The following is a 20,593-nucleotide window of genomic DNA, read 5'->3' as shown; positions in this document are numbered from 1 at the left end:
CTTGGCCCTTTGATTCAGCCGCTCGAAATTCATGATTTTTTAAAATATTTGGCGCAGCACCGTATTCCGGTATTGGATGTGCGGGCACCCAAAGAATTTACCGAAGGCCATATTCCGGGCGCGCAAAGTTTGCCCCTTTTCACCGACGACGAACGCCGGCAAGTAGGAACGGCCTACAAGCAAATTAGTAAAGACCAGGCAGTGTTACTGGGGCTGGACTTATTTGGTCCTAAAATGTCCGCGATGGTACGCGAAGCCGAAAAGCTGGCTCCGGGCAAAGAAGTAATGCTGCATTGCTGGCGCGGCGGTATGCGCAGTTCCGGCGTAGCCTGGCTCCTAGACCTGGCTGGGTTTAAAGTAAACCTACTGCAAGATGGTTATAAGGCTTTCCGGCGCTTAGTGCATCAAACTTTTGAGCAACCTTATCCATTGCTGGTACTGGGCGGCATGTCGGGCAGCGGTAAAACCGAGATTCTGCTGGAACTGCAAAAACTCGGCGAACAAGCCATCGACCTGGAACACCTGGCCAACCACTGCGGATCAGCTTTCGGCGGAATCGGCAAAGAGCCGCAGCCTTCCATTGAGCAATTCGAAAACAACCTGGGCGCTGCTTTACTAGCTATTAATCCGCTGCAAGCGCTTTGGCTCGAAGACGAGAACATTACCATTGGCCGCATTAATCTGCCCAAGCCACTCTACGACCAAATGCAGCAAGCCTTCTTAATCAAACTGGAAGTACCCAAAGCTATCCGAATCCAAAAATTAGCCCAAGAGTACCAAACCGCTGATAAAGGAAAGTTGCAGAAAGCAGTGGAACGCATTAAGAAACGTTTAGGTGGTTTAGCTTACAAAGAAGCTATGCAGGCTATTGAAACCGATGACATTGAAAAAATGGTAGAACTCGCACTCGCTTACTACGACAAAGCTTATACCTACCAATTAGCAAACAAGTCCGCAGATAAAATCATAAGTATTTCCTTAAATAGCATAGATGCGCCGGAAAATGCGCGAAAAATTTTAGAAGTGGTAAATGAGAAAAAGTTGATACTTAATTAAGACGTAGAGAAACCATGGTATTTATACTACGACTGATTTTTTAAATTTTGTCATTCCAGCAAAATCTATTTAGCTCCGTAGTTTTTAAATTTAATCTTCTACTTTCTGCATCTAACTCTTCCGTTACCTAATCGGCAACGACAAAAATTTAAAAAATCTGCTAAACCATGACCGACTATAAACTTACCCAATACAGCCACGGCGCCGGGTGCGGATGTAAGATTGCACCGAAAGTGCTGGATGCTATTTTGCATACCACCTTTAAAGCGCCCGAAGACAAGAATTTACTGGTAGGCAACAGTTCCCGCGACGATGCCGCCGTGTATGCCTTGGGTGATGGGACAGCCATAATCAGTACCACCGATTTCTTTATGCCCATTGTGGACGATGCCTTTGATTTCGGGAAAATCGCCTCGGCCAATGCAATTAGCGATGTGTACGCCATGGGCGGCAAACCTTTAATGGCGATTGCCGTGCTGGGCTGGCCCGTAAATACCTTACCCGCCGAAGTGGCGCAACGGGTAATTGAAGGAAGTCGGGCTATTTGCCACGAAGCGGGCATTCCGCTGGCGGGCGGTCACAGCATTGATAGTCCGGAGCCGATATTTGGTTTGGCGGTAACCGGTCTGGTAAACATTGCGCATTTAAAACAAAACAATACCGCTACTGCCGGCTGCGAATTATACCTCACCAAACCGTTAGGAGTAGGCATCTTAACCACCGCCCAGAAAAAAAATATTTTAAAAATGGAACATGCTGCCTTGGCTCCGCAGCAAATGATGCAGTTAAATAAAATCGGCGCGGAGTTAGGGAAAATGGCTGCCGTAAAAGCCTTAACCGATGTAACTGGTTTCGGCTTACTAGGCCACCTTTCCGAAGTGTGTGAAGGCAGCAATTTACAAGCTGTTATTGATTTTGCGGCCGTTCCTCGCTTACCCGAACTGAATGAATACCTGGCTCAAAAATCAATACCCGGCGGCACCACCCGCAATTGGGATAGCTACGGCCATAAAATCAGCGAACTTACCGACTACCAACGCGCCATTCTCTGCGATCCGCAAACAAGCGGCGGCTTGTTAGTAGCCGTAGACCCCACCGGCCGGGAAGAAGTATTATCGCTTTTTCAAGAGTTTCATTTAACTTTAAAGCCGTTTGGGGTTTTACAAGAGCCGGATAGCACGAAAAGTTTAATTACAGTAAATTAATTTTTTAAAATTACTGCATTCCTTTACGCGCTGGTTCAAACAAAAATTACATGTCGTTATACTTAAATCTGATTAAAACGCTGGGTTTGCTGGTGGGTGGTTTATATGCCCTGCGGTTTTTAATCGGGCTTTTTTCGCGCCGGCGCAGTACGTTTACTCTTGATTTTCACCGGCAGTTTTCGCTGCTGTTCTGGTCTATTTTGTGTGTATTGGTTTTAATTCCGCTTTTAGGAGCGCTTATTAACTCCGCCGCGAGCCTTTTACCCATCGAAACCATATTCCTGATTATCGCCTCGGCTCTGCTGCTCTCGTTTTCGTTACCTACTTTTTTTCTGCATAGCCAGTACTGGCGCCAAAGCCGCTCGCTGTTAGTAGAAGTAGATAAACGCAACGAATCTTTTAAAATTTACAATCTGCAGCACAAACACTTTTACCCCAAAGAAAAAATAATCCGGACTACCTATACCCGCTGCCGATCGCGACAATACTTCTGGAGTCAATACGAGTATCTCACCTTCGAAATGACCAACGGTGATAAAGTGACCGTTACCTCCCTCCTGTTGCCTTTAAACCAACTCACCAAATTTCTGCCTGCCAAAACCATCCAGACCCAAACCAAAACCATCTGCTGGTTATAAATAATGCAAATGATAATTTTCATTTTAGTACTTTTAAAAATCCGTATTTCTTTGACTTAGAAAAGAAAATTTTTCTATAAAAACCCCTTTCATCAAAAAAGCAACCGGACACTACTAAAAGCAACTGACACCAGTTTGGCTGTTGAGGGCCTTCTAAGGTTCTGGTTCTGCGCAGCAGAATTCCGACAATAGGAGTAAAGGAAGCTTAGACCGCCCGAAAGAGCCAAACGAGGCCCGTCGGCCATGAGGCAAAACTTGAAGCAAGCAAGCTAGATAGCACCTAAGCCTGGAGGCTTGAAAAGACTCCAAGTAAGTACGGAAACATATTAAATTTTAAAAATTTTCTTTTTAGCAGCTTGGCAAAGCAGATCAAGGTTCCGGCTAAAGCCGGAGTAAAGTCGGAGACTTTACCTTGTCAGTAGGCCCAAGTTTGAAAACTTGCGCCAGATGATGGAGGAAGGGTGGATAAAAACTTGAGCCAGAGAAGGGCCATATGAAGGCCAGTTTCATGATTTACAAACCAGATAGCACCGCAATATGGAGACGGGAACCGGCTCCAAATAATACGAGTAGTAATCCTAAGCTTATGAAAAGATAAACATTGCTTACTCCTGATTGTACTATTACGTAAGTAAAAGCTATTACCTTTACCCTTGTTTCCGGACAAGATTTTTAAAAATTTAAAATTCTCTTATGAAACTACACTACCGCGACTTAGGCCAGGGCACCCCGTTTGTAATACTTCACGGCTTGTTTGGCCTTTCGGATAACTGGCAAACTTTAGCGAAATACTGGAGCCAAAACTACCACGTGTACCTGGTAGATTTACGCAACCACGGCCGCTCGCCGCACAGCACCGATTTTAACTACGATTTAATGGTGGAGGACTTAGCGGAGTTTTTAACCGAGCATCAACTGGAAAACCCGGTAATTATGGGCCACTCCATGGGCGGTAAAGTAGCCATGAATTTTGCTTTAAAACACCCGGAAAAGCTAAGTAAACTTATTGTGGCAGATATTGCGCCTCGGCCTTACCCGGTACACCACCAGGATATTATTGATGGTTTAAACGCCATTGATATTTCCACGATGACCAGCCGCACCGAAGCCGAAGCCGCTTTAGCGCCTTATATTCCGGAAGCAGAAACCCGTTTATTTTTACTGAAGAACTTGTACCGCCGCGAAGATAATTCGTTTGGCTGGCGCATGAACCTGGCTACTATCGAAAAAAACATTGAAGAAGTTGGCCGCGAAACCACCTCCGATACGCCGTTTACCAAACCTACGTTATTTATAAAAGGCGAGAAATCCCGGTACATTCAGGATAAAGATATGCCTTCTATCCAGCGCTTATTTCCGCAGGCTAAACTAGAAACCGTAGCCAATGCCGGCCACTGGGTGCACGCCGAAGCGCCCGAAAAGTTTTACCAACTGGTTGTTGATTTTATAAAGTAATTTTATGCCCGATTCCGGTACTATTTATTTAATTCCGACGGTACTCGCGGAAGAAACAGCGCCAGCAGTTATTCCGGCGCAGGTAGCGCAATGCATTGCCGGGTTAAATTACTTTATCGTGGAAAATGCCCGCACGGCTCGCCGCTACATTAAAACCATGGCTCCCGAAAAAGTAATTGAAAGCCTGCAAATTGTAGTAATTGATAAAAATTCGTCGGAAGCGGAAGTAAAAAAAGCCCTGGAACCCGTTACAAAAGGGAAAAATGCCGGCATTATTTCGGAGGCCGGTTGCCCCGGCGTGGCCGATCCGGGTGCCGAAGTAGTAAAATGGGCCCATCGGGCCGGAGTAAAAGTGGTTCCTTTGGTGGGGCCATCGGCTATTCTCCTGGCGTTGATGGGTTCGGGTTTTAACGGCCAGTCGTTTGCGTTTCACGGGTATCTGCCCATCGAGAAAAAAGACCGGGTGCAAGCCATTCGCAATTTAGAAAAAGACATGCTGCAGCGCGACCAAACGCAAATTTTTATGGAAACGCCTTACCGCAACAACCAACTACTCTCGGATTTGCTACAGCAACTAAACCCTACTACGCAGTTGTGCATTGCCGCCAATATTTCTGGTTCCAACGAGTTTATTAAAACGACTACCGTAGCCAAGTGGCAAGGCAAATTACCCGATATTCATAAACAACCCGCCGTTTTTTTAATTTATCGCTCCTAGCTAGCATCGTTTTTTTATGCTTTTGTTATTGCGTGGCCTGCTTTTTTTAAATTTTTGCTTTTTTACCTTTAACGGTTTCGCGCAACCAAGCCCGGCAGCAACTAAAACCCAGCTGCAACGCTACGAATTCAGCCATCCGCAAATGGGTACTATTTTCCGGATAGTGCTTTACGCTATTTCCCCGGAACAAGCCCAAGATGCCGCAAACGCTGCTTTTGCCCGGATAGATACATTAAATCAGATCATGAGTGATTATGTGCCCGATAGCGAATTAAACCAATTGGCGGCTACAGCGGGCACTGGAAAAGCCATCAAGCTAAGTCCGGATTTATGGAAAATTTTAAAAATTTCCCAAACCGTTTCCCGTGAAACGCAGGGCGCATTTGATATAACCATTGGCCCCTTGGTGCAACTCTGGCGCCGCACCCGCCGGCAACACCAACTCCCTGCCCCGGAAGCGCTCGCTAAGGCCAAATCGAAAGTCGGTTATCAGCATATAATTTTAAAAAAATTTAAAAAAACCGCCGCACTAGGGGTACCCGGCATGCAACTGGATTTAGGCGCCATTGGCAAAGGTTATGCCGTAGACGAAGCCATGCGCGTATTGCAACAAAAAAACATCAGAATAGCTTTGGTAGATGGCGGAGGTAATATTCGGGTAAGTCAGGCGCCACCGGGCACCCAAGGTTGGGAAATTGATTTAAGCACCAGCAACGATACCGACCATATTGGCGGGCAAAAAATTTACCTGCAAAATGCCGGCGTAGCTACCTCCGGCGATTTATACCAGTTCGTCGAAATTAACGGGCAGCGCTACTCCCACATTATTAATCCGTTTACCGGCTTAGGCCTTACCGATCAGCGGCGGGTAACCATTGTGGCCAAAAACGGCACCGCTGCCGATTGGCTTTCGACGGCTTCAAGCGTTTTACCCGTGGAACAAGGATTAAAGCTGATCAATCGCACGCCCAAAGCAGCTGCGCATATCGTCTGGAACCAGAATAACCAACTATACCAAAAGCAATCCAGGCGTTTTTTAAAATTACCTTTCGTAAAAGAATAACTTCCAAATTATTACCTGAAGCCCGCGATAAAGCAAATTTTAATTTCCTGCCTTCTTTCGTATCTTTGCGGCCTTATATAGCAATTTTATGATTTCAGTAGATTCGGTTAGTGTAGAGTTTAACGGGGCGGCCCTTTTTAGCAATGTTGGTTTTAATATAAACGAAACCGACCGCATAGCCTTAATGGGTAAAAATGGGGCAGGAAAATCGACCTTACTTAAAATTATTGCCGGCGTAAACAAACCTAGCCGGGGCAAAGTATCGGCGCCCAAAGATGCCGTTATTGCTTATTTACCACAGCATTTACTCACCGAAGACAACGCTACCGTTTTCGAAGAAACTTCTAAGGCTTTCGGTAAAATTCTGGCTATGAAAGCCCAAATGGACGAACTGAATGCCCAATTGGAAGTCCGCACCGATTACGAATCCGAAGAATATTACGCCATTATCGAACAAGTATCGGAGCTCAGCGAAAAATACTACTCCGTCGAAGAAATTAATTTTGATGCCGAAGTAGAGAAAACGCTCAAAGGCTTAGGCTTTTCCCGGGAAGATTTTTCGCGGCCAACTAAAGAGTTTAGCGGGGGCTGGCGCATGCGCATTGAGCTGGCCAAAATACTTTTGCAGCAACCCGATTTAATTTTGCTCGATGAGCCTACCAACCACCTGGATATAGAATCGATTCAGTGGCTCGAAGAATTTCTGGTAAATAATGCCAAGGCTGTTATTGTTATTTCGCACGATAAAACCTTTGTGGATAACATTACCAACCGCACCATTGAGGTAACCATGGGCCGTATTTACGATTACAAAGTAAATTACAGCCAGTACCTGCAATTGCGTCAGGAGCGCCGCGAGCAGCAACAGCGCCAGTACGAAGACCAGCAAAAAGAAATTGCCGAAATCCAGGGCTTTATCGACCGCTTTAAAGGCACTTACTCTAAAACCTTGCAGGTGCAATCGCGGGTAAAAATGCTGGAAAAGATTGAGTTGATTGAGGTGGATGAAGTAGATACTTCGCATTTAAATTTAAAATTTCCGCCTGCACCGCGTTCCGGCAACTACCCCGTTATCGTGGACCACTTAACCAAAAAATACGGCGACCATACCGTGTTTCAGGATGCTTCGCTTACCATTGAGCGGGGCCAGAAAGTAGCTTTTGTGGGCAAAAACGGCGAAGGTAAATCTACGCTGGTAAAAGCCATTATGGGCGAAATAGATTATGAGGGCTCCTTGCAACTGGGCCATAATTCGTTGATTGGCTATTTTGCCCAGAACCAGGCCGCCTTGCTCGACGTAGAATTAACTGTGTTTCAAACCATCGACCAGATTGCCGTGGGCGATGTGCGTACCAACATTAAAAATATTCTGGGCGCTTTTATGTTCAGCGGCGATACCATCGAGAAGAAGGTAAAAGTATTGTCGGGCGGCGAGAAAACCCGTTTGGCCATGATTAAATTATTGTTGCAACCGGTAAACCTGTTAATTCTGGATGAGCCGACGAACCACCTGGACATTAAAACCAAAGACATCCTGAAAGACGCCCTTAAAGCTTTTGATGGCACCCTGATTCTGGTATCGCACGACCGCGATTTTCTGGATGGCCTGGCTACCAAAGTATTTGAATTTGGCAACAAACGCATTAGAGAGCACTTCGAAGACATTAACGGTTTCCTGCGCAACAAAAAAATGGAAAACCTGCGCGAAATAGAGCGCACCGCGAAAAAGTAAATTCCTAACGGCTTAGATTAACATCGTTTATTCGGCAGGAGTTTGCCCGGATTACGCTAGACTCTATTCCTTCTTAAATTTAAAACGTAGCGGCGCGCAAGTGGATTTAATTCACTTGCGCGTCGCTTATTCTTAACTAACCTTCGCCAAACTGCCCTTAAATTTTTAAATTTTTACCTTTCCCTTACGCGCATGAATTGGTGTAGCTGTGCCTGGTGGTGTGTGTGAGAGTTGTTATCTAAGCCAAGGAATGAGCGGCTACCATTAAGCTTTATTTAAACAGCAAGCGCCGCATAAACCCACCATACTTGCCTAAAATTCAGGTCTGATTAAAATAAACTTTTAAGTTTAACTTTGCTGACTTATTTTTAAACTCCATTCGAATCATAGATAAAGCTTATTCTGTTATCGGCAATTTTTAAAATTTTAACCCATGACTTCTATTTATTGCTTTATTTTTTCGATTGTAGTTAGCTTGATGGGATATCCCTTGTTTGCCCAAGCACCAGCTACGCGTTTAACCGGACGACAAATGCCACCGGTTAATACCAAAAACATTAAGAATAAATTTTTAAATATTGCTTATGCCAGCGAGTCGCCGGCCCAGAAACTAGATATTTATTTACCCGATGCCAGCAATGCCCCTTTCCCGGTTATTGTGGCTATCCATGGGGGTGCTTTTAAAATGGGCGACAAAGCAGATCCGCAGGTAAACGCGGCCCTAAATGGCCTGGAACGAGGTTATGCCGTCATTAGCATTAATTACCGGCTGAGCAGCGAAGCTATTTTCCCGGCGCAAATTCAGGATGTAAAAGCGGCCATTCGCTGGGTGCGGGCCAACGCTAAAACGTACAAACTTAACCCGGAAAAATTAGCTACCTGGGGAAATTCGGCAGGAGGACATCTTGCAGCCATGGCCGGCACCACCGGCGACGATGATGCATTTAACGAAGCAGGTTTAGTTAATGCCGGCCAAAGCAGCCTGGTACAAGCCGTAGTAGATTGGTACGGCCCCATTCAGTTCGACCAAATGGACTCGCAATTTAAGCTTAGCAACAAAGGCCGAGCTGACCATGATACCGCCCAGTCCCCGGAATCCGAATTAATCGGCAAACAAATAACTCAGGCTCCGGATTTAGTACAAGCCGCCAACCCAGCCACCTATATTTCGGAAGCGGATCCACCTTTTTTTATTCAGCACGGTACCCACGATAACCTGGTACCCACTGAACAATCAGAAAACTTTTACGCCGATCTGGTAAAAACTTTAGGTCCAGACAAGGTAACGCTGGAATTACTCCCCGGAGTAGGCCATTGTGGCCCCCAATTTGAAACCCCGGAAAACCTGAACAAAGTTTTTGACTTCCTGGATAAGTACCTGAAAAACTAAACCACGCTCATCCTTCTTTCGTTGTTGCGCCGGTTGGTTTTGCTGTTTTTTAAATTAAAAAACGTGAGTTCGAGATTAGCCATTCAGCCTTATCTCCATCATCCTGCAAAATTCAAAGAATTCCAGAAGGATCTAATCGGCTACCTACTAGTTAAATTCTTCTGGAATTCTTTCAGGATTACTTAAATGGAAAGAAAAAAACTGACCCTAAATACAAGTCACGGAAGTAACTTCCGCGCCATAATGAAAATGTAATTGAGTACTTATCTCGAACTCACATTTTTTAAATTTTTTAATTTCTGGAAAGCTACATCTGGGCAAGGTTTCGCGTTGCAACCAATTGATATACAAGCTTTATCCTGATCTAAGCTTTTGATAAACCGGAAATGCTAATCTGCGCTAAAAAGAAGCAAATTTTACCTGGCTTCTTATACCCAAGAGTATTTAAAGGTTCTTACCAAAATTAAGGTTAAACAATAGCGGTATAAACCCGGCAGGTTTTAAAAACCTGCCGGGTTTGAACAATACGAGGTTCTTTTCACCCGGCTTCCTGTTAATAAAAAAGGCCTTCCGGATAATGGAAGGCCTTTCTATTTTAAAAAATTAGTCTGAATTAAATTACGCGGGTTACGCCTGGCGTCGGGATTGGGTAAAATCCGTTGGCATCGGGTTTTGTAGGGGTTGGCGCATCCCAGGCAAATTTTTCCGGCATAATGCTTAACTGGGTATTCAGGGCATCATCCCATTTAATTACCTGACCCGAGTAAGTAGCGTTGCGGCCCAGAATGGCGGTCATGGTGCTTTTGGCACCGTATTCCGCATCATTTACCGGAGTGTTGTTGCGAATAGCGGCAAACAAGCGGTCGTGTTCGGTTTGATACGGATCCGGATCGTTTTTAGAGCGGTGATTATAAATAGAGTTACCTTTTAAGTCGGTAACAATACCTTTGCCATCGCCGGAAAGCGTTACGCGGCCTTTGGTACCTACCAGCACTTCTTCTACCCGGTTCATGGTGCCGGGCTGGTGACGGCACTGGCTGTTAAAGATCGTACCATCGGCGTAGGTAAATTCTACGTAGTGATGGTCGTAAATTTCGCCGTGGTCTTTACCATTACGTACCTGACGGCCACCCATGCCTTGCGCCGATACCGGATACGCATTCTTAGCCCAGTTAATTACGTCGATGTTATGAATGTGCTGCTCCAGGATATGATCGCCGCACAACCAGTTAAAGTAATACCAGTTACGCATCTGGTATTCCATTTCAGTTTGGCCGGGTTTACGCGGACGAACCCACACCCCAGCGTTATGCCAGTAGGCTTGCGCGCTTACTATATCGCCAATAGAGCCATCGTTTACGCGTTTTAAAGTTTCCAGGTAAGCGTTCTGGTAACGGCGTTGCAAACCCACTACTACTTTTAAGTTTTTCTTTTTCGCTACTTCGGCGGCAGCTAACACGCGGCGTACGCCGGGCGCATCGGTAGCCATTGGCTTTTCAGCGAAGATGTGTTTACCGGCATTAACCGCTTCTTCAAAATGAATTGGGCGGAAACCCGGAGGCGTTGCCAAAATAACGACATCGGCTAATTGAATAGCTTTTTTATAAGCATCAAAGCCCACAAACTTGTTTTTTTCTGGTACATCAAACCGGTTTTTATCCGGAAATTTAGTACCGATAGCCGTAGCGCTTTCGTCTAACCGGTCGCGGAAAGCATCAGCCATAGCTACCAACTTTACTTTCCCCTGGGTGCTTAGTGCCTGAATAGCTGCCCCAGTTCCCCGACCACCGCAACCAATTAAAGCTACTTTCAGGGTATCATCGGCGCCATAGCGGGCGTAAGCATTGGTTTCGAACGGAATCTGGCTAATAAGGGCACCTCCCAAAAGGGCCGCTGAACCTTTAAAGAAACCCCGCCGCGACAGATGGGGAAATGAACTTTGATTGTCTTTTTCTTCGCTCATGATGGTAGCTATTTTGAGTTAATAATTATTTACATTTTTTAAATTTTTACTTTACCAGAGACCTCAAGAACCATAATCTTTAATCGGCTCGGACCAGTATTTCGCAATTTCTTCGGCGGATGGTTGTTTTAAAGGCCGCACCACCCGGAAACCAATAAAAGGCGCATCGGTAAACCACCACTGGCTTTTCGGAATTTGCGGGTCACGCTGCTTCCAAACTGGTTTAGAAAACTGGCGGGCGGCACTGCGCAAAGCATCCGGATCATCGTCCCAGGAGCCGCCGCGTAAAGTGTGGGCGTAGAGTTTAGTGGGTTTTAACCAAGGGTTGGTAGCGGTATTTTTAGCGAACTGCGCGTAAAAGTTAGGATCGTACTGGTCCAGGGTCCATTCGGCCACGTTGCCGTGCATGTCGTACAAGCCCCAAGCGTTTGGTTTTTTACTGCCTACTTTTTTAGTACCGGCGTTGCTGTTGTTGTAGTTCCAACCATATTCGTCCAGCTTAGCCGGGTCATCGCCGAAAGAATAGGCGGTGGTGGCGCCGGCGCGGCAAGCGTATTCCCACTCGGCCTCGGTAGGCAAGCGGTAAAAATGCCCGGTTTTAGCAGTAAGCCACTTGCAATAGGTAAGCGCGCCAAACTGCGTCATGTTAATGGCCGGGAAACTGCTTTTTCCCATGCCAAAAGTCATATCCAGGTACGGCGGACTAGGCCGCGAAACGGCATCGGAAGGGCCAGTGGCCGCCATCGACGAAGCGTTCATGGATTGCTTTTCTATTTCTTTATAAACGAAAATCTCAAATTCGTCCCAGGTAACTTCGTACTTACCCATCCAGAAAGGTTCAATCTTCACTTTGTGTTGGGGTCCTTCATCGGATTTACGTTTGGCTTCAGTAGCCGGGCTGCCCATCATAAACTCGCCACCTTTTATGGGTACCAGCTCAAAAGAAACTTTAGTACCCGGAATAACTTCTTTATAAGCATCAAACTTTTCTTCTTGTAAAGGAGCAGATGCAGATGAATGATTTGGTTGAGGTTTGTTGATAAATCCGGCAGTAAACAGAGAAAGTAACGCGCCAGATACTATAATTTTGTTTAAATTCATTGGTAATTAAGGTCTTGTAGAACCTGCCAGTTGCTGACAAAATCTACCGAAGTTACTTTATTTTTATTGTAAATTAAACAGTTATTACTGGCACTAAAACAATATTTTTAAAATTTTGAATATTTTGCTTAAACCTTTAAACAAAAATCAATGAGCTATTACTTTCTGTTAGTAATATTGCAGCAACTATCCGGCGTACCTACGCATTTAATGCCTCCTATTTCGTACCTGGCAAATCTGTCAGCAGTGGCTTTCCTTTTTAATGATGCTTTATTAGTATATTGCCTTTGGTGAGCAAAATGGTGGAGCTATTTAGGTCGTATACGCGCGTTATTTTTACAGTAAATACTTAGATAGGACTTATCGTTATAATTGAACCCAGTGCTGGTAACTAAAAAATCAAAAAATCTTTACACTTTATTTATGATAAATCGTCGCAACTTTTTAAAACAAGCGGGTGCTTTAACTTTGGGCGCCGCTGCTCTGCCTTATTTAACTCACGCCACTGTTGCTAAACCCAAAGCAGCGGGCATTCAGTTATATACCGTCCGGAAAGAACTGGAAGCTAGTGTGCCCAATACTTTAAAAAAATTAGCCGCCTTAGGCTATAAAGAACTCGAATCGGCGCGAAGCGCGAAGGGCAATTACTACGGCTATACGCCCAAAGATTTTAAAAAATTGGTGCACGACCTCGGCATGAACCTGCGGAGCGGCCACGTACACCTCGATAAAGACTGGCAGAAAACCGTAGCCGATGCCGCCGAAACCGGTCAGCAATATTTGGTGTGCTCCTCGCTGCCAAGTTCAGGACAAACCATTAGCAATTACCAGAAAGTAGCCGAACAGTTTAACAAAGCCGGCGAAGAATGTAAAAAAGCCGGGTTAGTATTTGGTTACCACAACCACGAATATGAATTTGAGAAAGTAGAAGGCAAAGTTTTATACGATTTATTACTAGCCGAAACGGACCCGAACCTGGTAAAATGGGAACTGGACCTGGGCTGGGTAGTTGCGTCCGGCTTCGACCCCATCGATTATTTTACCCGCTACCCCAACCGTTTTCCGTTGTGGCATTTAAAAGACATGAAGAAAGAAGAACCGGTTAGTACCGAGTTTGGCAAAGGCAACTTAAACATTGCCCGCTTGTTCCAGAATGCCGAAAAATCGGGTTTGAAATACTACTTTGTAGAGCAGGAAGAATACGCCGGCAACCCTATGGATAGCGTAAAACATAACATTGAGTATTTGAACAAGTTGAAGGTCTGAATTTTTTAAATTTTTTCAGAGAGTTGTAATTACAAAAAGGCCCATCTGTTTGCATCAGGTGGGCTTTTTGCTGTTTTTAATAAAATTTTATGGCTGATATTTGAAGCCTTTTCAAGCCTCCAGGCTCTGGTGCTATCTAGTTTGAGATTTCAAGTTTTGCCTCCTGGCCGGCGGGCCTCGTTTACCCCTCCCCCTGCGGGACCTCCCCTAAAAACAGGGGAGGAGATGCGGTAATTACTTTTTTCCCTTTCCTCGACTCCGTCTGCGGAATTCTGCTGTGCAGAACCGAGACCCTGGCAGGTGCTCCACAGCCAAACTGGCGTCAGTTGCATTTAGCTACCGTTTGGTTTAGAAGACAGAAACAAAATCAACAATATAAATCCTGTTAATCATATTAGCTGGATGCAGCTAATATGATTAATTTCCTACTCTACACAAGATGCGGTATGAGCTCGAAAAACAGTAGCTAAAAGCATACGACATCAGTTTGGCTGTGGAGGACCTTCTAAGGTTGTGGTGCCGAGGCACGAGGCATTGTGAGGCACGAACAAAACAAGCTTAGACAGCCCGGAAGAGCCAAACGGGGCCTGCCAGCCAGGAGGCAAACGGGTTACTGTTCAAACTAGATAGCACCAGAGCATGGAGGCTTGAAAAGGCTTCAAAGAACTGGTCCTGCTAAGGAAACTAACGTTTAGTATAGTTTTTTAATAATTGATTTGAGACTTTTCTAAATGCAAAAAGCCATTGCCTAACATTAGACAATGGCTTTTTGTTGTTTAAACTAATTTTTCTAAGACCGAGGATTTTTCTTGTTAAAGTTAATCCAATCCAGTAAGAACAAGTCGCGGTTAGTAACTTCTTTGTTTTGGAACACCACGTACAAATCTTGCGGTTTAGTACCGGCGTTGGTAACCGAAGCCGCTACCTCAGTCCAGCGAGGGTCGTTGGACATTAACTGGCCTTTAGCTTCTACGTTGGTATTTTTAATTACCGCCGTAGCCACTACCGGGCCATTTACCGAGCCGCTGTGCACCTCAATAGTACCACCGGGGTAGCGATTACCATTAGCATTAACCCGGAAAACTAAACTTTCAATACCCGTCAGGTCAATGTTTTTGAAGGAAATCCAGGAATTGTTCCGGATATTATCTACGTAACCTAAACCACCCGTATTAGGCGGACGCTGCGTGTTTATTTGCTGGTAGCCGTCGTAATCTTCGGCTTGTACTTTGGGGTGGCGCAACACTAAGGTTTTACGATCGGTTAATGGGCCGGTAAACTCACTGCCTTTATCGCGGTAGCTGGCCGTAATGATATACGAACCTTCTTCGCCGGTACCTATGTGCTCTATGGTGGTAAATTTACCTTGCAATGGCATGCTGCCTCCGGCAGTGTTGGTAGCCGATAACGATAAAATATAACGAACCATATCCGAAGTTTCGGCTTTGCTGTGCTGCGGGTGCGCCGCCATTAAGCTATGCCCCCAGTTGCCGTTACCACCTTTAATAATCTTATCGGCCAGAAAACCTACCGAATTTTCGCCGGCGGCAGCGTAACGATCCGCCACCATTTTGTAGCTCGGCCCAATGGATTTTTTCTCGATGTCGTGGCACGATTTACAATCGCTGCCATCAATTAAGGCTTTGCCTTTTAAAAATTTGGTAGCCACATTCCCCGACTTAGAAGCTGCCGAAATGAGCGCGTAATCTTTACCTTGCGCTAAATAATCAAAAGACAATAATACCTGGCTGGCATCTATTCCCTGGCCTACGCTGCCTTCTTCTTTGTCGCTAACCTTTACATTATAGTTAAAAGTGTTGTTATCGAAGAAAAACGAACGGTTGCCGGTAATATCCACTACTACCTGCGGCGGCTCGTTACCTACTTTTATTTCAGTTTGAGTAGTGGTGGTTTCGCCTTTGTCGTCTTTTACGGTCAATTCCGGCTTGTAAACCCCGGGTTTATCCAAAGTAAAGGTAGCTTCGGCTTCGCGGGAAGTTACTTCGCCGCCAGAAGTTAAGCGCCACTCGTACGTTAATTTATCAGTTTTATCGTAGTCGTAAGATTCTTTGGCCGATAGTTTTACCTGCAGCGGTGCGGCTCCTACTTGTTTATCTGCTACAATGGTAGCCACTGGAGCGCGGTTACCTTCGGTATACTCAATGCGTACCAAACGGGCATCGGGGTTACGGGCAAAGTAATTAGCGCCGTATTGCAGTAAATACATGGCACCGTCCGGACCAAACTGCATGTCAATGGGTTTAAATACTTCGGTGTTGGGCAGGAACGGTTCTATTTTCTTTAAAGTACCGTCTTCGTTGAAGCTTACTACTTTTACCCAGCTGCGGGCCCATTCGTAGATAAACAATTTGCCGTCGTAATACGCCGGGAATTTCTTTTTACTATCGCCGTACATCTCGGAATAATAAACCGGACCGGCCATAGCGCTGCGCGAGCCTTTGCCTAACTCCGGAAACTCTTTCGATTCGTCGTATGGGTACCAGATCATGGGTAATTGCGCCGGGGGTAATACTTCCATACCGGTATTGTTCGGTGATTTGTTTACTGGGCGAGCCGGGTCGAACAATGGACCAGGTTTGTTAGTGGCAAAATCCCAGTCGGAGTACGGTTTGTTATCGCCCACAAAATACGGCCAGCCGTGGTTACCGGCTTTGCGGGCCTGATTCCACTCGTCGTAACTGCGGGGGCCTTGCGGACCGTCTTTACCACCGTCCGGGCCTACGTCGCCCCAGTACAAGTATTTGGTTTTAGCATCGATGGAGAACCGGAAAGCGTTGCGGGTACCCATTACGTAAATTTCGGGACGGGTTTTTGGGGTGCCTTTCGGGAACAAGTTGCCTTCCGGAATATCGTAACCGCCTTCGGCTTTCGGGATGATGCGTAAGATTTTACCACGTAAATCGTTGGTGTTACCGGATGATTTCTGCGAATCGAAAGGTCCACGGCCCGGACGCTCATCCAGCGGCGAGAAACCGTCGGATTCTTTAGAGCTGGTGTTATCGCCAGTAGATATGTACAAATAACCTTCCGGACCAAATACTAAACCGCCCGCCGAGTGGCAGCAGGTTTCGCGTTGCACCGGCACCTCCATAATCAAGGTTTCGGATTTCATGTCCAGGCTGTCGCCGATCATGGTAAACCGCGATAAGTTTTGCTTAGATTCTTTTACTTCCGGGGAGTAGTAAATGTAAATCCAGTGATTTTTTGAAAAATTCGGGTCTTTGGTTACGCCCAGCAAGCCATCTTCGTAATTACCTTCGGTGTGCACGTTAAATTTAGAAATAACCCGGGTTGCTTTTTTTGCGGGGTCATACAGTTTCACGTTACCACGACGCTCGATAAACAATACTTTGCCTTCGTCCAGCACGGTCATTTGCATGGGTTCGTCGAGGTTTTGGTCGAGTACTTGCTGCACAAAACGGCTTTCTTCGGGCACGCGGGCAACGGTAGCTTTGCTGTAATCGAGTTTTTCGGTTTTCGCAATTTCAGTTTCAATGTTGGCACCTAGTTGTTTCTGGTAGGCCGCATCGTTAAATTTTTCAGGAGTAGTTACCGGCTCGGGTTTAATTACTTTACCGCCCGCCTGTACAAACCGCTCTAAATCTATTTGTTGACTATGGCCCAGCGCTTCGGGGCTCGAATTTAAAAATACCACCGCCGCGTAGTTTTTCAAGGAATCTTCGGTTATCCGGGAAGCGGAAAACGCTGTATCCACTTTAAATTGGTGATCAGGCGCTAATTTTTGCAGTGCCGTAATCCCAGCCGTAGCTGCTTCGGGGCTGGTTTTAGGCTGTGTAAAAACCAGTACTTTTTTCTCGTGCCCCAGGTTGGTACACGCGTAAAAAGCCAGGAGCAATAAACTCCACCAGGAGCGTTTTAAGATTTGTTTTTGTAAGGTGATTTTGTTTGACATGTAAGAAATAAATTAACAAATATTCCCCTGATTTAAAGCTGATTTAAGTTAATCCGGGTTCATCTAATGGGCTTGTAATTTAATCAGATTTCTTAAGAAAATATTGGGGCTTTAAAAACTTAACGTGCAAATATCAGGAACAAATTTATTTTGGTGCATTTCCGCAGCTATTTTTGATAAAGTTGTATTAGTATTTGATGTACTTGTATTAGTATAGATACAAAACAATACTAATGTTATTCTTTGGAGACGTAAAAAGGTTAAAAAACTAACGCTGTAAGCGCTTCCTAATCGACTTAGCTACGATATAGCAGGTTATTAATCAAAGCTGATATAAAAACAAACCTAACAATAAAAAAGGCTACCCTTAAGGCAGCCTTTCTTATGACATTTTTTTATTTTTTAAATTTTACAGCTGCTTTAACCCGGAATACCGGCCACGCCGGTGTTGCTGCCCGTAGTGGTGCCGCCGATTTCGCTGCTGCCGGTTCCTCCGGCAATACCCGCGCCGGCGGCTAAGTTCCCCCCGATTTCTCCGTTGGTGGCTAACTGGTCGTCGGTGGCAGAATCGCCGGTAGGCGAATCGGTCTGGGTATTTTCTTCGCTGTGTTCGGCGGCTTCGGGGTCTTCGTTGTTTTGCCAGCTAGAATCATCGGCTTCCGGGTTGTCTTCGCCGGCTACATCCATTACCGAACCCGAACAGCCAAATACTTCGGCCATCATGTTTTTAAAAGTAATATCATACTCGGTGGGCAAACGGCCGGGATTTATCTTTTGTCTTACCATGCCCGGTATATCTTTCTGTCCGGCCCAACCGGATAAACTGTTAAATCTTTCCATGCTGCATTTACTGTAGTTCTAACTTCTTCTACGCATATAATTACATCAGGGTGAAGTAAATAGCTTACTGTTTTTTTAAGAATATACTTATTTAGCTCCGTATAAAACCGGATTTATTAAAAAAAGAGTTGGCAGCCACTAGCGGTTTACAGAAAGAAGCGGTAAAATAAATTTTAAAATAGTTACGCTGTATGCAATCCAGTGGCTTTTCGGCGTTAGGACTATAATATTCTCGGATTCAGCAGCTTACTTAAAAACATTTTACTTTATCTGATTGGGGCTAAAACATTAGTCCGTTAAATAAGTTTGATGACCATGAAAGAGACAAAAATTCGCTTGAGTGTGCTCGACCAGTCGCCGGTAAGGAAAGGCGGCACTGCCCGCCAGGCGCTGCTGGAAACAGTACAACTCGCCAAAACTGCCGATAAGTTAGGCTTTCATCGTTTCTGGGTAGCGGAGCACCACAACACCCGCGGTTTGGCCGGTTCGTCGCCGGAAGTGCTGGTGGCCCATTTAGCCGGTAAAACCCAGTACATTCGGGTGGGTTCCGGGGGCGTGATGTTGCCGCACTACAGCGCTTTAAAAGTAGCCGAAAATTTCCGCTTGCTCGAAAGCCTTTTTCCGGGCCGAATAGATTTAGGGATTGGCCGGGCACCCGGCAGCGACCGGCTTACCGCAAATGCTTTAAACCCTTACAATACGTTTAACGAACAGGATTTCATCCAGCAACTCACTGACCTGAACCATTACCTGAACGATACATTTGAAGCGGGCACCGATTTAGTGCATATCCGGGCTACGCCTAATGCCGAAACCGTACCGGCGGTTTGGTTACTAAGTTCGAGTGGGCAAAGCGGTAGTTTTGCGGCTCATTTTGGTTTTGGGTTTTCGTTTGCGCATTTTATTAACCCCATCGGAGGCCCACAAACGGTAAAGGCGTACCGCAAGCATTTTCAGCCCCAGGAGAATATGCCGACGCCCGAAGCCAATGCCAGTGTTTTTGTGTTATGCGCCGACACCGACCAAAAAGCCCAGGAGTTGCAAGCCGTGATGGACTTAATGCTGTTACGAATAGAAAAAGGAATCCGGGCCGGGGTGCCGCCTTACGAAGATGCCGCCGCCCAGCAATACTCCGAAGCCGAACTGGCCCGCATTCAATATAACCGCCAGCGCATGGTAGTGGGTACGCCGGAGCAGGTAAAAGCCAAACTAACCGATATGGCCGCGGCCTATAACGTAGACGAGCTGATTGTTGTAACCATAACCCACGATTTTGCCGATCGGCTGCGCAGTTACGAGTTACTGGCTCAGGCTTTTGAATTGCCCAGTCCTACCGCCACCCTAAACTGGAAACCCGAACCTGGTTTTTACGCTTAGAAAATAATTTTTTTTTTAAAAATCTTATTCTTCCGCAATCTGGATATCCTTGAACAGCACGTCCATATCCTGGCCGCCGTGCAGTTGCAAGGCCAGGTGGCCCTCTGTACGCCCCGGATCATTACTGACCGCGGCAGTTTTATAGCCATTAATAAATACTACCACGTTGCCGCCGCGGGCAATAATGGTCATATCGTTCCATAAACCAGGCTTGAGCCAGCGTTTCACGTCTTCGGGTTTGGGTTGCACCACCCACTCGCGCCCGCCGGTTTCGTACAAGCCCCCGGCATCTTTCTCCGGATCAATTTCGGCCTGAAAGCCATGTACCCCTACCTCGTCATTAGTTTCTTCGCAACGAAAGTAAAAGCCGCTGTTACCGGTTATGGGTCTAAATTTTAACTTAACCGTGAAATCTTTGTAAACCTTGTCGCTCACGAGTAAACCGTGCCGTTTTTCGTCTTTGGTGCTGGTACCCACAATGGCGCCATTTACCACTTGCCAATTACCGCCCGGTATTTGGTGCCAGCCCCGTAAACTGTGCCCATCGAATAAACTGGTAAACGTTTGTTTATCTTTTTTATTGGCGTTGGGATTTTGGGCAAATACATCAGGTTTACCCCAGTAAAACAGCCAGATTAACAGGCTGAAGCAGTATATAATTTTTCTAGTTTTCATGACACTGGTCAAAAATTCATAAGCAGGATAGCAATTAAAAACCACTGCCTTAAATTAAAAAAACCAGCGCTATTTACCCGTCAAAAATTTAAAAATCTAAGAACAAACCCGCCTGCTCGTAGGCTCTCATTTTTAATTAGTTAATTGCGTAGATTAGTATAAGAATCAACCACCCCCAAC

General features: G+C 45.7%; 15 protein-coding genes. 10 read left to right on the top strand and 5 right to left on the bottom strand.

Annotated features, from left to right (window positions below):
• Positions 1-9 precede the first annotated feature (9 nt).
• The 8 genes from mnmH to HUW51_RS11115 all read left to right on the top strand — a co-directional run bounded on the left by mnmH (position 10) and on the right by HUW51_RS11115 (position 9,257).
• Positions 10-1,056 carry a tRNA 2-selenouridine(34) synthase MnmH gene (mnmH, locus tag HUW51_RS11150; protein WP_185274107.1) on the top strand — a complete coding sequence of 349 codons (1,047 nt, stop codon included), beginning with the start codon at positions 10-12 and terminating at the stop codon, positions 1,054-1,056.
• Positions 1,057-1,223: 167 nt separating this feature from the next.
• On the top strand, positions 1,224-2,261 hold the full coding sequence (selD, locus tag HUW51_RS11145; protein WP_185274106.1) for a selenide, water dikinase SelD: 1,038 nt from the start codon (positions 1,224-1,226) through the stop codon (positions 2,259-2,261).
• A 50-nt stretch (positions 2,262-2,311) separates the two neighbouring features.
• Positions 2,312-2,899 carry a hypothetical protein gene (locus HUW51_RS11140; protein WP_185274105.1) on the top strand — a complete coding sequence of 196 codons (588 nt, stop codon included), beginning with the start codon at positions 2,312-2,314 and terminating at the stop codon, positions 2,897-2,899.
• 693 nt (positions 2,900-3,592) lie between these two features.
• On the top strand, positions 3,593-4,354 hold the full coding sequence (locus tag HUW51_RS11135) for an alpha/beta fold hydrolase (protein ID WP_185274104.1): 762 nt from the start codon (positions 3,593-3,595) through the stop codon (positions 4,352-4,354).
• 4 nt (positions 4,355-4,358) lie between these two features.
• Positions 4,359-5,072 (top strand): SAM-dependent methyltransferase, encoded by a 714-nt coding sequence (locus tag HUW51_RS11130; RefSeq protein WP_185274103.1) that lies wholly within the window; start codon positions 4,359-4,361, stop codon positions 5,070-5,072.
• A gap of 16 nt (positions 5,073-5,088) precedes the next feature.
• On the top strand, positions 5,089-6,135 hold the full coding sequence (locus HUW51_RS11125; RefSeq protein ID WP_185274102.1) for an FAD:protein FMN transferase: 1,047 nt from the start codon (positions 5,089-5,091) through the stop codon (positions 6,133-6,135).
• An 88-nt stretch (positions 6,136-6,223) separates the two neighbouring features.
• Positions 6,224-7,867 (top strand): ABC-F family ATP-binding cassette domain-containing protein, encoded by a 1,644-nt coding sequence (locus tag HUW51_RS11120; protein WP_185274101.1) that lies wholly within the window; start codon positions 6,224-6,226, stop codon positions 7,865-7,867.
• Positions 7,868-8,300: 433 nt separating this feature from the next.
• On the top strand, positions 8,301-9,257 hold the full coding sequence (locus HUW51_RS11115; RefSeq protein WP_228467006.1) for an alpha/beta hydrolase: 957 nt from the start codon (positions 8,301-8,303) through the stop codon (positions 9,255-9,257).
• A gap of 613 nt (positions 9,258-9,870) precedes the next feature.
• Here HUW51_RS11115 and HUW51_RS11110 read toward each other — a convergent pair.
• Together HUW51_RS11110 and HUW51_RS11105 are read right to left on the bottom strand one after the other, a co-directional pair.
• Positions 9,871-11,220, bottom strand: coding sequence for a Gfo/Idh/MocA family protein (locus HUW51_RS11110; RefSeq protein WP_185274100.1), 1,350 nt, complete (start codon positions 11,218-11,220; stop codon positions 9,871-9,873).
• A gap of 63 nt (positions 11,221-11,283) precedes the next feature.
• A complete protein-coding gene (locus HUW51_RS11105) occupies positions 11,284-12,321 on the bottom strand; it encodes a formylglycine-generating enzyme family protein (RefSeq protein ID WP_185274099.1) in 1,038 nt (345 codons plus the stop codon).
• A 423-nt stretch (positions 12,322-12,744) separates the two neighbouring features.
• Here HUW51_RS11105 and HUW51_RS11100 point away from each other — a divergent pair, with 423 nt between their 5' ends.
• Positions 12,745-13,587, top strand: coding sequence for a sugar phosphate isomerase/epimerase family protein (locus HUW51_RS11100; RefSeq protein WP_185274098.1), 843 nt, complete (start codon positions 12,745-12,747; stop codon positions 13,585-13,587).
• A 790-nt stretch (positions 13,588-14,377) separates the two neighbouring features.
• Here HUW51_RS11100 and HUW51_RS11095 read toward each other — a convergent pair.
• Both HUW51_RS11095 and HUW51_RS11090 read right to left on the bottom strand, forming a co-directional pair.
• Positions 14,378-17,521, bottom strand: coding sequence for a PQQ-dependent sugar dehydrogenase (locus HUW51_RS11095; RefSeq protein ID WP_185274097.1), 3,144 nt, complete (start codon positions 17,519-17,521; stop codon positions 14,378-14,380).
• Positions 17,522-17,941: 420 nt separating this feature from the next.
• Positions 17,942-18,361, bottom strand: coding sequence for a hypothetical protein (locus tag HUW51_RS11090; protein ID WP_185274096.1), 420 nt, complete (start codon positions 18,359-18,361; stop codon positions 17,942-17,944).
• A 315-nt stretch (positions 18,362-18,676) separates the two neighbouring features.
• Here HUW51_RS11090 and HUW51_RS11085 point away from each other — a divergent pair, with 315 nt between their 5' ends.
• The gene (locus HUW51_RS11085; RefSeq protein WP_185274095.1) at positions 18,677-19,738 is read left to right on the top strand and encodes an LLM class flavin-dependent oxidoreductase; all 1,062 of its coding nucleotides are present in this window, start codon (positions 18,677-18,679) and stop codon (positions 19,736-19,738) included.
• 24 nt (positions 19,739-19,762) lie between these two features.
• On the opposite strand, the gene HUW51_RS11080 is transcribed toward HUW51_RS11085, so the two are convergent.
• Complete coding sequence (locus HUW51_RS11080) at positions 19,763-20,413, bottom strand: 3-keto-disaccharide hydrolase (protein ID WP_185274094.1); 651 nt, start codon at positions 20,411-20,413, stop codon at positions 19,763-19,765.
• Between the last annotated feature and the right edge of the window lie 180 nt (positions 20,414-20,593).

This window comes from Adhaeribacter swui (assembly GCF_014217805.1).
GTDB classification, from domain to species: domain Bacteria; phylum Bacteroidota; class Bacteroidia; order Cytophagales; family Hymenobacteraceae; genus Adhaeribacter; species Adhaeribacter swui.
Note: the sequence above shows the minus strand (reverse complement) of the source record. Positions and strands in the feature narration are given on the sequence as shown.

Bases quoted from the DNA above. Each gene is read 5' to 3' on its own strand.
- selD (WP_185274106.1), top strand. From the start codon at position 1,224: ATGACCGACTATAAACTTACCCAATACAGCCACGGCGCCGGGTGCGGA.
- HUW51_RS11140 (WP_185274105.1), top strand. From the start codon at position 2,312: ATGTCGTTATACTTAAATCTGATTAAAACGCTGGGTTTGCTGGTGGGT.
- HUW51_RS11135 (WP_185274104.1), top strand. From the start codon at position 3,593: ATGAAACTACACTACCGCGACTTAGGCCAGGGCACCCCGTTTGTAATA.
- HUW51_RS11130 (WP_185274103.1), top strand. From the start codon at position 4,359: ATGCCCGATTCCGGTACTATTTATTTAATTCCGACGGTACTCGCGGAA.
- HUW51_RS11125 (WP_185274102.1), top strand. From the start codon at position 5,089: ATGCTTTTGTTATTGCGTGGCCTGCTTTTTTTAAATTTTTGCTTTTTT.
- HUW51_RS11120 (WP_185274101.1), top strand. From the start codon at position 6,224: ATGATTTCAGTAGATTCGGTTAGTGTAGAGTTTAACGGGGCGGCCCTT.
- HUW51_RS11115 (WP_228467006.1), top strand. From the start codon at position 8,301: ATGACTTCTATTTATTGCTTTATTTTTTCGATTGTAGTTAGCTTGATG.
- HUW51_RS11110 (WP_185274100.1), bottom strand. From the start codon at position 11,220: ATGAGCGAAGAAAAAGACAATCAAAGTTCATTTCCCCATCTGTCGCGG.
- HUW51_RS11105 (WP_185274099.1), bottom strand. From the start codon at position 12,321: ATGAATTTAAACAAAATTATAGTATCTGGCGCGTTACTTTCTCTGTTT.
- HUW51_RS11100 (WP_185274098.1), top strand. From the start codon at position 12,745: ATGATAAATCGTCGCAACTTTTTAAAACAAGCGGGTGCTTTAACTTTG.
- HUW51_RS11095 (WP_185274097.1), bottom strand. From the start codon at position 17,521: ATGTCAAACAAAATCACCTTACAAAAACAAATCTTAAAACGCTCCTGG.
- HUW51_RS11090 (WP_185274096.1), bottom strand. From the start codon at position 18,361: ATGGAAAGATTTAACAGTTTATCCGGTTGGGCCGGACAGAAAGATATA.
- HUW51_RS11085 (WP_185274095.1), top strand. From the start codon at position 18,677: ATGAAAGAGACAAAAATTCGCTTGAGTGTGCTCGACCAGTCGCCGGTA.
- HUW51_RS11080 (WP_185274094.1), bottom strand. From the start codon at position 20,413: ATGAAAACTAGAAAAATTATATACTGCTTCAGCCTGTTAATCTGGCTG.